Genomic DNA, 11,401 nt, shown 5'->3' with positions numbered 1-11,401 from the left:
AAGTTAAGTAATTAACTATAATAAAGAACATAATTAAATTGTAGTGAACATTTTTTTTAGAGTGGTTATAATATGCAAAATACAGATAATAAAATTATAAATGCAAAGGAAATCTTTACTGCTGAGAAGGAATTATTTGAAATAACACAAATGATAGATTATACTCAACTTGAGAAAAATCAGCAGAAAGAATTAAAAGATAATTTAAATAGAGGATATTATAAAAAATTTATTTATGATGTGAATCTAAATAAGGATGTAATTAATAACTATAAAATACATCAGAAATTATACCAACCAACAGAAATATATCTAACAGATGCCTTAACAAAGCCCCTAAAAAATACTCGTTATTTGATTTATTCAAAGGAATTTCAAGAAATACCTAAAGAAAACCTAGCATGTGTATATCAAGATATGAAAATATTCACATTAGGAATAATAAACTGTTTTAAAATAATAAATATTAAAACACAAAAAAACATGACACAAATCACATTACTACACTATAACATCTTTGAAGAACTATTATTAAATCATCAAAAAACTAAAATTGAGAAGAAAATAGAAAAAGAATCAGAAAAACCAATAGAAACTAGTACAGATAACTCTACTAATGATTTTCAACTAAATTATAAAATAGAAACTGGTATTGGATTATATGAAAATAAAAATAAAATAGAACACTACACCAAAGATCAAGTAATTTACATACTTAAATTATATATAGAAATCTTGGAAAAATTCAATGTAGAAAAAATATATGAAATTCTTGAAAAATATAATGTATCCTCTCTAATAAAAGTATATGAAAATTCAATTAATCATCTAAAGAAAATGTCAGTAGATGAAAATACTGATTATAAACAAATGGAAGAAAATGTTACAAATGCATGTATAGATACTGTTATTAACACACTAGAGATATCTAAAAACTTAGAAAGTAATGTCTATGAGAAAGAGGATATAAGTAGTATTCTAGCTATATCTGAAGATAAATTAGATGAAATTATTGACTTAAATAAAAACTAGTTTTCATAAAAAAGAAAAAAAGTAGGTGAATATTTTCACCTATACTTTCACAGCTTTTGGTAGTATGTAATTGTTTTGTATTGTTGTTTTTGAATTATTTGATTGAATAGGTTTTGCATCAGTTATTATACTTGTATCAATTCGAAGTGTACTTAATGATTTTGTTTGTGTTATAACATCAAATTTAGAAGTTACATCTACTCTGTTATAATAGTTATCAGAGAATACTGCTGTTAAAGTGTATGATTTTGCTTTGAAATTACTTGGTATGGTGTATTTAACTGTTGCAATTCCATTTACTACATCTGTAAATATTATGTTTCCAGTTGTGTCTTTTAATGTTTTACCATTGATTTTAAGTATTACACGTCCTGTGTTTACTAAGGTATCCACATCATCATCAACTACTTTTACTTTTATTATTACTTCTTTTCCTGCCATTGCTTGTGGTATGTCTTCAAATGATACTGTTGCATCACGTTTTGTAATTAAAAGTGTTGTGTTATTTATGGATGATTCATAGTAGTTACGTCCACCATATATTGCTGTTACAGTGTATATTTTTGGTTTCATATTAAGTGTTGTTGTGAATTTTGCACTTCCATTTACTACATCAGCATATATTATGTTTCCATCAGCATCTTTTAGTGTTTTACCATTGATTTTAAGTATTACACGTCCTGTGGTTACATTATTTCCAAGTTCATCAACAACTCCAACTGTGATTGTTGTTGTATCATTGTATTTTGTTGTGATTTTTTCTAGGATAATTGATGTTTTAAGACTATCTGCATATACTACTGTACTTGTATTTGTTGCCATGTAAACATCGCTTCCTTGATATATTAGATTTATGTTGTGTAATCCCATGTTTTTGATTGTGTAGTTGTATAGTACATTACCATTTTCATCTGTTTGTAGTGTTGTTATTGTTTTTCCATTGATTTTTAGTATAATATTTTCATTACTAATTCCATTACCTTCATCATCTGTAAGTGTTGCATTTATTGTAATGTTTTCCAATACTTTAATTGGATTTATAGGATTTAATGTTATTGTTGTGCTTATTTTATCTATTGTAATGGTTTTATTCATGGATTTTGTGCTAAAGTCATTTGATGCATCTGTGTATGTTACTTCAATGTTATGTTCTCCTGCTATGGTTGTGTATATGTAATTTATATCACTATCATTTACATCTATTTTTGTAATTTCACGGCCATTATCAGTTATTGTAATTGTTCCCCTATTTACTGTTGTATTGTATACTTTATCAGTGCTGAGTTTTACTGTTATATTTACTTTTGTTTTGTTGGTTGTTATTGTTTGTGTGAGTGTAACAGGTAGTGAGTTGTTTGTGTAGGTGTTATTTGCTGCATTTATGTTGTATAATAGTTTTCCATTAACAGAGTTACTTTCAAATACTGTGTTTGTTATATTTATTTTATTGTTACCATATACTGTGTAGTTACCAATGTTGTTTTTGAATAAGGAATTATTTATAACTCCTATTGTACTGGATGATGATATGTAGACTATTCTTTGTGAGTTATTTGCTATGTTATTTGTAAATGTTGAATTGTCTATTGTGAAGTTTTTAAGAGATGATACATAGATTGCTACTCCACCTTTTCCAGAGTTATTATAAATGTTGGTGTTTGTCATGTTAAATACTGCTGAATATCCGCTGATATATATTACTCCACCATTTGCTGTGTTATTTGCTATTGTTGAGTTTATGATTGTTAGATTATTTCTAGCATAGATTATTCCATCTGATTTATCAATATTATTTGATATGGTAGTGTTTAATAATTCAAGTGGTGAATTTGCAAGTATTGCTGCTCCATAATTTTTAGCATAGTTATTTGTAAATACAGAGTCAATTACTATAAGTTTTTTACTTGTTACATAGATTGCTCCTCCACCATATGAAGAGTATGAGGAGTATGTTGAATTGTTATCAGTGAATGTAGTATTTTTAATAGTTGAATTTGTAGATAAGTATAGTACTCCACCACTTACTCCAGTATTATTTCTAAATACTGAGTCTGTAATATTAATCATATTACCTGTACTTTCATAGTATACTCCACCATTACTTGAAGCTATATTATTTTCAAATACACTACCTGTAATATTTACTACACGTGTTGAGTTGTATAGAGCATTAATTGCTCCACCATTTCCACTTGTTGCTTGATTGTTTTTGAATGTGGAATTAATTATTGTTATTGATGAAGTGGTTATTGCTCCACCAGTATTTGCTGTGTTATCTATGAATGTATCATTTATTAGTGTTAGATTTGCTATGTTGTATATTGCTCCACCTGTTGTTGATTTACCATTTGTGAAGATAATGTTTTTAATTATTACATCACCATTTGTTATGTTAAATATACGTCCAAGACCTCTTCCATCAAAGATTACATTGCCTTGTCCTGTAATATTTAGGTAGGAGTTAATTATTACATCATTCACATAGTATCTTCCATCTAATACTATGATTTGATGACTTCCACCTTCTTTTAGTGCTTGTGCTACTGCTTTTTTAATTGTGAGTTTTGGACTATCAACAGATCCATCATTACTATCATCACCATTTGTTGATACATATACAATTCCAGTGTATGTGGATGGTGAATATACTTTTATTGATACTTGTTCTGTTTTTTCATTGTAGTCAGAGTTACCAATATATTTTATATCCAATACTTGGATTCCTGGAGCAACACCCACATATGCTAGTGTTGCCATTCCATTTACTACATCTATAGTTTCTTCTTTATCACCATACTTAAATGTTACTTTACCATATGTTACAAGATTACCATCTTCATCATAGAATCTTACTGTTATATTTTCAGTATCTCCTACTTCTACTGATATTGGTGTTGTTAGAGCAATTGTTATATTTGATGGTGTTGCTGGTAGGTTTTCACGTACTGTGTTGTTTGATGCATTTACTGATTTACTACCAACTAGATTTGTGGAATATAATGTGTTATGTGTGATTATGTTTGATGTTGAATCATTAGCTATTATTGTATATACATTAATACCTTCTGCCACATCACTTGTTATTATATGGTTGTTTTGTATTGTATTATCCTCTGATTTAAATGTTAATTTAATACCAACATTTTCTGGTGTTATTTCATCGACTGATGATGCATTTCTTCCACTAGAGTTACCAGTTGTTGTTATGTTGTTGTTTAATATTGAACCATCTGTTATTTTACGTGCTCCTATACCCATTGAGAAGTTACCTGTTACTGTTAGGTTGTTGTTTATTATCTTTGGTTTTCCTACATTGTATAATTCTATTGCATATCCTGTGCTTGATGTACAGTTTATTATGTTAGAATCTATTGTAAGTATGTTTACTTTTCCCATTATGGATTGTATTAATATACCATATGTGAAGTCTTGTGCTGTTGTGTTTATTCTGTTATTTGTTATGTAACTTGATTGTGCTGGTCCTTCAAAGTCAACACCATATGCACTACCTTTTGCATGAGATTTTATATCATTGTAGGTTATATTAGTATTATCTGCCTTATCTGCTACTTTAATTGCATATGCATAGCTTTGTCCATCTAGTGTTATTGTGTTTCTAGCAATAGTATTATTTTTAGCTTCTATTATATTAGAGTAATCCATACTATTTCCAATAAATTCAATACCAATAATTGTATCTGTAATTGAAGATGCATCTCCAAGACCAGTTGCTACTACATTTATTTTATTTTCTGTTATTGTATTATGACATGAATTATATCCTTGTATTGCTGTTGTATTGGAATGACCAACATAGTTTACATATTGTATTACATAGGATAGTCCCTTAATATTTATTGTGTTGTTGTGTATTGTGTTGTATTTTGAGTTTTCAAGTTGTATTCCATGTGTTGCTCCTTCAGTGTTTTCTTGTGTTATTGTGTTGTTTTTTAGTGTTATGTTGTTTGCACCATTTATTGAAATTACATATGTATCATAGTCATTGTTGTTTATTATAACATTTTCAAGACTACTATCTGATGCACCATCAACAAATACAAATGTTGAATTGTATAGTACTGCTTGTGTTGTGTATGAGAGTATGTTAAGTTTTCTATCTATTATGAAGTTCTTATTTTTAAATTCACCTGAAAGATATATTGTCATTCCACTGTTTAAGTTTTTAATATTTCCATCTTCATCAAAATAATCACCATAGTTATCATTTGTTATTATAACTTCTGGTTTGTTATTTTCTATTGTATTTTGTGAATCTGTTGTTACTGCTAAGTCTCCAAGGCGTGTTGTTGCTGTTAGTGTGTTTAGTGTTACTGTGTTTGATGAGCTTTTTGTGATGTTTATAGCATAGTTATTTACATTTGTAGATATACTTGTTATGTCATTGTTTTTGATTATGTTTGTGTTTGAGTTTTGCATTAATTTAATACCAACATTTTCTGGTGTTATTTGATCTCCCAATACTGGTTTTTCCACTTCATATCCTACGAGATTTATGTTGTTGTCTGTTATGTTGTTTTCTTTTGATTGATATAATCCAATACCCATTGCATAGTCTGGTGCATCTTGATTATTTATTAAATTATTATATTTAACATTGTTTTTATTTGCACCATATAATTCTATTGCATAAGATGTACTTGATTTTGTTAGAACATCGTTGTTTGTTATGTTATTTTCTTCTACTTTACCCATATCATTGGTTGTAACAATGATACCATATGTTATATTCTTTGCTGTTGCATTAACTTTGTTGTATGATATGGTATTTAATGTTGCTGGTCCTACAAGTTGTATACCTGCAGTGTATCTATCTGCACTACCTGTTATATTATTGTATGATATTGTATTGTTATTTACTTTAGATGATACAAATACTCCATATACTTCAGACATTCCTTCTGTTGTTATGTTGTTATTTATTATTTGATTGTTATTTGATGTGATATCTTCATCAAAGTTCATTACATTACCATATACTTCAACACCTGTAATTGTATTGAATGTTTTACCATCAGTGGATGTTGCTTTGGTTTTAATGTTGTTGTTTACAATTATGTTATTATTTGAATTGTATAGTTTAATAGATGATGTATCTGGATATCCCATATAGAATTCATCATATTTAATAACATTTGATGGACCATTTGTTGTTATTGTATTGTTTTCTATGTTTGTTTTGTTTGTATCTATTAATTCAATTGTATGTATTTTATCTGTGGATTTTGCTGTGATTGTGTTGTTTTTAATGTTTATGTTTCTTGTTGTGTTTAATAATATTACATTTTCTTCATAGTTATCATTGTTTATTATGAGATTTGTAATGTTAGTATCTTCTCCATCAGCAAGTATTGTTATATGTGCATTTGTAAATACTGCTTGTGTTGTATGACTTGTTAGATTTAATGGTAGGTTTATTATCATATGTTTCTTTGTTAATGTTCCAGAGAATTCTAGTTGTGAACCATATACTACTTTATCTAGTTTTATTGTACCATCGTTGTTGAAGTAATCATAGAAGTTAGATTCTGTTATTACATATTTTTGTGGTGTTGGCATTATAGCATTGATGTTAAATGTATTAGTTTGTGTTGCTTGTGTTATGTTTATTTGTGCACTTGGTGATGTAACTGTGTATTCATTTGTTGTTGTACCATCAACTATTGTTGTTTGTGTTTTATCAAATACACCCTTATTTGAAGTGTAATCTACTACTACTCCATCAGGTAGTTTTGAATCTAAGTTTTTAATAACACCATTATTATCAGTGTATGTGTTTAATGTTGATGTTATTGTAATTGTACTACCATATGGAATATCACTTGATGGTGTGAGTTTTGTATCTAATACTACCCAGTAATCTACTTTAAAGTCAGAATATTCTGTTTCTTCCTCTAAATCATAATCATAATCACTTCCATGATCTAAGTATTTTTTAGGATTAGTATTTGTTCCCCACCAATTATAGTTTGCAGTTGGTATTGTTTCATAGTTATTATATAGTGCTGAACCTTCCCCTGCTGGAATGAGTATGGAATATGTTATACTACAATCTCCACCATAGTCATTATATATAATAGAACCTTTTTTACCAGTTGGTAGAGTGTTATTTATAAATACACTATTATTTACTACTAATGCACCCTTATTATATATTGCTGTTCCACTACTACTATAACCATTTGCTGCATTGTTTATAAATGAGGAGTTAGATATGTCTGTAGTACCACCAGCATATACAGTTCCACTACCTCTAGTTAAGAGGTTGTTTGTAAATGTGGTATTTTTTATAATTAATTGACCATTTTGTCTTGCTCCATAAATTCCACCAAGTCTTCCAGTATTTTTATCAAATATGGAATTTACTATTGTTAAGGAATTTGTTTTTGTAGCTTCATTATTTATAAATCCTTGATCATTTTCACCCATTGCTGTAATATTATATACTTTTGTATTGTTAATTACACCAGTACCTTGTAATCCTATTATTGCACCAGTGTTATTTTCAATAATGGAGTTATTTATATTAAGAGTACTTGTTGGGTCTACATATATTAATGATGACTGTTTATTATTTGTACTTACTCCTGTGTTGTTAATTATAGTCACATTATTTAGTACTAAGTGTGAAGAACCTGTGATATTTGCTATTGCTCCTTCACCAGAGATAGTTTTGAATATTATCATATTTTTTAATGTTAATGTTGCACCATTTGTTATGTCAAAGATTCTTCCTTTATTTGCATTAACAAATAGTCCATTACCATCTATAGTAATTGTTTTATTTACAACTACCTTATCTTCAATACTTCCTCTTTTAACATCTTTTTCAAGTGTTATAATTCCTGTTGTATCAGTGTCAATTTTTTCTTGTAACATTTTATATTTAAATACATCAGCAGCTACTACTTCAAGATTACCTTCTGTTACTGTAATATTTTCTATTACTGCTCCTGCATAGCTTCCAGTAATTGTATAATTACCTGGCTCTAATGCATCACTAATACTTATATTAGCAACACCCTCAATTAGAGGTGCTGTGTAGTTTTTACCATTGATTGTGAAGTTCACATCAAGATTTGATATTGAATTTCCCATATCATCAGTAACTCTTGCAATTACATTAAATACTTCATCTTCAACTGCTGTTGCTTTATCAAATTTTATGTATGTGGTGTAAACTGTATTAGAATACCATACAAAGATATTGGAACCATTAACTGCATAATTATTTGTCATTGTATTGTTTTTTAATATTAAAAAACCATTATTTGCACAGATAGCTCCTCCTCTTTTAGATGATGCTGTACCTTCTACTTTGTTAGATTTAAATACAGAATTTTGAATTGTAATAGTTTTACTACCTCTAAGAGCTATGGCTCCACCATTGGTTCCTGCCCTATTACTATCAAAGATACAGTTATCTACAAAGAGATCTCCTTTATTATTTATAGCTCCACCATAATTATTTGCCATGTTATTAACAAATGTTGTGTTTGTTACATTTGCTATAGCACTACCATACCTAATTTGAATAGCACCATTATTTGATGTTGTACCATTAAACACAGAACCATCAACTATTAAAGTACCATAAGAGTGTTGAATAGCACCTTGACTTCCATAGTTAAGACCTCTGAATGTTGAATTATAAATTTTAGTCACACCATCATATGCATGTAACACAGAACCAAATGAACCATTATTATTTTCAAATGTCACATTGATTAATGTTAATTTTCCTCCATCAACATAAACAGATGCTTTAGTAGTAGAACTACCTACAGCTTTATAATTAGTGAATTTTGCATTACTAATAGTTACATCTGCATTTGAACCAATAATAAAAGTACCATCCATTTGATTAGCATCAAAAGTATGACCATTACCATTGATTATAATTGTTTTATTAATTGTTATAGCATCTTCACCTGAACCTCTTACATAATCATTATTTAAAGTTATATTATCAGATGATGTAATTTGAGTATTCAAATCAGTGAATGAAGCTTTATCTTCACGTTTTAAACTATTACTAGTTTTAATATCCTTTTTAACTACTTCTTGTTTAGTATTAATATTACTATTTTTTGTAGTATCAATCTTTTTATCAGATATTACATCTTTAGACACACTTTTAGTAACTGATTTTTTATTATCACTTACTACTTTATTATCATATGATGTTGTATCATACGATGCATCACAAAGATTAATATTATCACTACCACTAACAGATAAATCAGTATCATTTCCAACATCACTTGCAGAAATTGCACCAATACTTACTGTTAAAAGTAATACTAATGTGAAAACAAAAAATAGAGCTTTATTTCTTGTTATCATAAAAAATCATTATTCTTTGATTATATATTTTTTTAAATATTTCCATTCCATCCAACAAAATCTAAAATTTAATCAGATGAAAACTCTCATCAAACTATTAAAATAACTAAAAAAATCCCAGATATTATTAACAAGACATATAATTAAATTTAAACTATTAGCAAATTATAAAATAAAATTAAACTAAATACAAAGATTTTAATTATAATTATATTTCTATAAATAATAAATTAAATTTTAATTTTATTAAAACAATTTGATATAATTTAATATATGAAGATAAGAATATTAATAATTTATTATAAAGAAGAAATAAGAATAAAGTAAAATAAAATGATACTATAATATAGTAAAAATAATATATAAATAGCATGAAAAATTAGCCAGAATTAATTTAAAAAAATAAGATAAAAAAAGAGACTTATTCAATATTTAAAAGTTTTCTAATACTATTTTCCAACATAGTGTAATTGATAATAAAGTCAATATTTTCCATCCCCTTTAAAATAGTACTTGTCATTTTGTTCCAACCTAGACCATCAGTAATCCACAAAAATTTTATATTTGTATTACTTATTTCATTTTGTAACTCTATATACGCATTTGTTACTTCTATTGGTTTACTTCCAGTTGCATTATAATAATTACATTCAATAGCTAAAACTTGTTCATCATCATCTGTTATTATAAAATCAGCCCTCTTTTTCCGAGAAATACCATCAACATAACCTTGTGATTGGATTTTATAGTTTGTACCGTCCAATATTGAGTTTATATTTTCCTCAATTAATGTCTCAAAAATTGTTCCACTCCTATTTTTTCTACCATTAGTATCTAAACCAACTTCTGTTCCCAACAAATAAGCATATAAATCATTTATTTTAGTAAATAATTTTAACAAACCAGTTTTTTTAGAAAAAGTTACTATTTCATCTTCATCAAATTCTTCATCATTGAAGTTATAAGTTTTAAATGTTTTTTCTAAAATATCCACAGTTAAATTTTTAGATTTAAATCTTATTGCTAAAATAGCAGGTAATAATGGAACTACTTCTGGATAACAGTTGATAATTTTTCTAAATTCTACTTCAAGATCTTCTTCATCAACCTTACTTAAACTATTTAAAATTGAAATTTCAATAGAATATTGTTTAACATTCTTAAAAACCTTATTCCAATTAACAAAATAATTAAAACTATGATTTGTAGGTAATAAATTATTGAAGAAATCTTCCTTATATTCCTCTTGTGATGTGTAACCTAATACTTCATATTTAACCATAGTTTAACCTCAATAATTTTTTATCAACAATTCATTTACTGGTCCACGTTTGTTTCCTTTTGAATTAATACTTCTTTTTGCTGGAATTCTATCAATACAATATTTAGAATATAATAAATCAAAAAAATCATCATTTGGATCATTATTATGAGGATCACTATTACTTAACAAAGCATATGCTCCTTTATTGGATATTCTCTCATAATAATGTGCTAATTCTATTTGATGTTCATCATTAAATTCATTATCAGAATAGCTTGTGAAACTGGAAGTTTTAGAAATTGGTCTGTATGGTGGATCTAAGTATACTAGTGAACCTTTTTCAATGTATTTTTCAGAATAATCATAGGGTTTATTTTTTATAGTAACATTTTTTAGAATTTTATGAACATTATGAATATTGGTTTCATCACATATTTTAGGATTTTTATATCTTCCAAAAGGCACGTTAAATTCACCTTTCTTATTTAATCTAAATAATCCATTAAATCCTGTTTTATTCATGAACATTGATTTAACAGCTCTTTTTATTGTTTCTTCAGAATAATTTTTAAAATCATATGTTTTTAATTGATTATTAAATTCTTCTCTAACATTTAAATAATATGCTTTACGTTTATCATTATCTAATTTTAAAAATTCACTTTCCATTTCTTTTAAATAAGTAATTACTTTTTTATCATCATTTTTTATAGCATTATATATTAATATCAATTCTTTATT

4 protein-coding genes are annotated in these 11,401 nt (G+C 27.1%); 1 reads left to right on the top strand and 3 read right to left on the bottom strand.

The window, feature by feature from the left end; translation table 11 throughout:
* The first annotated feature begins 72 nt into the window (after positions 1 to 72).
* Positions 73 to 1,032, top strand: coding sequence for a hypothetical protein (locus A9758_RS00760; protein ID WP_011405763.1), 960 nt, complete (start codon positions 73 to 75; stop codon positions 1,030 to 1,032).
* A 39-nt stretch (positions 1,033 to 1,071) separates the two neighbouring features.
* Here A9758_RS00760 and A9758_RS00755 read toward each other — a convergent pair whose 3' ends face one another.
* From A9758_RS00755 to A9758_RS00745, 3 genes are all read right to left on the bottom strand, one after another.
* Positions 1,072 to 9,396 (bottom strand): right-handed parallel beta-helix repeat-containing protein, encoded by an 8,325-nt coding sequence (locus tag A9758_RS00755; RefSeq protein WP_011405762.1) that lies wholly within the window; start codon positions 9,394 to 9,396, stop codon positions 1,072 to 1,074.
* Between the two features lie 421 nt (positions 9,397 to 9,817).
* Entirely contained in the window at positions 9,818 to 10,678 is an 861-nt protein-coding gene (locus A9758_RS00750) for a type II restriction endonuclease (protein WP_011405761.1), read from the bottom strand.
* A 9-nt stretch (positions 10,679 to 10,687) separates the two neighbouring features.
* Positions 10,688 to 11,401 (bottom strand): Dam family site-specific DNA-(adenine-N6)-methyltransferase (locus tag A9758_RS00745; RefSeq protein WP_069776309.1); only part of this gene is annotated, 714 nt, incomplete at its 5' end.

The organism is Methanosphaera sp. A6, from assembly GCF_001729395.1.
GTDB classification, from domain to species: Archaea; Methanobacteriota; Methanobacteria; order Methanobacteriales; family Methanobacteriaceae; genus Methanosphaera; species Methanosphaera stadtmanae.
Note: the sequence above shows the minus strand (reverse complement) of the source record. Positions and strands in the feature narration are given on the sequence as shown.

What these genes read in the sequence shown, in the direction of transcription:
- A9758_RS00760 (WP_011405763.1), top strand. Translation starts at nt 73, where the DNA reads ATGCAAAATACAGATAATAAAATTATAAATGCAAAGGAAATCTTTACT.
- A9758_RS00755 (WP_011405762.1), bottom strand. Translation starts at nt 9,396, where the DNA reads ATGATAACAAGAAATAAAGCTCTATTTTTTGTTTTCACATTAGTATTA.
- A9758_RS00750 (WP_011405761.1), bottom strand. Translation starts at nt 10,678, where the DNA reads ATGGTTAAATATGAAGTATTAGGTTACACATCACAAGAGGAATATAAG.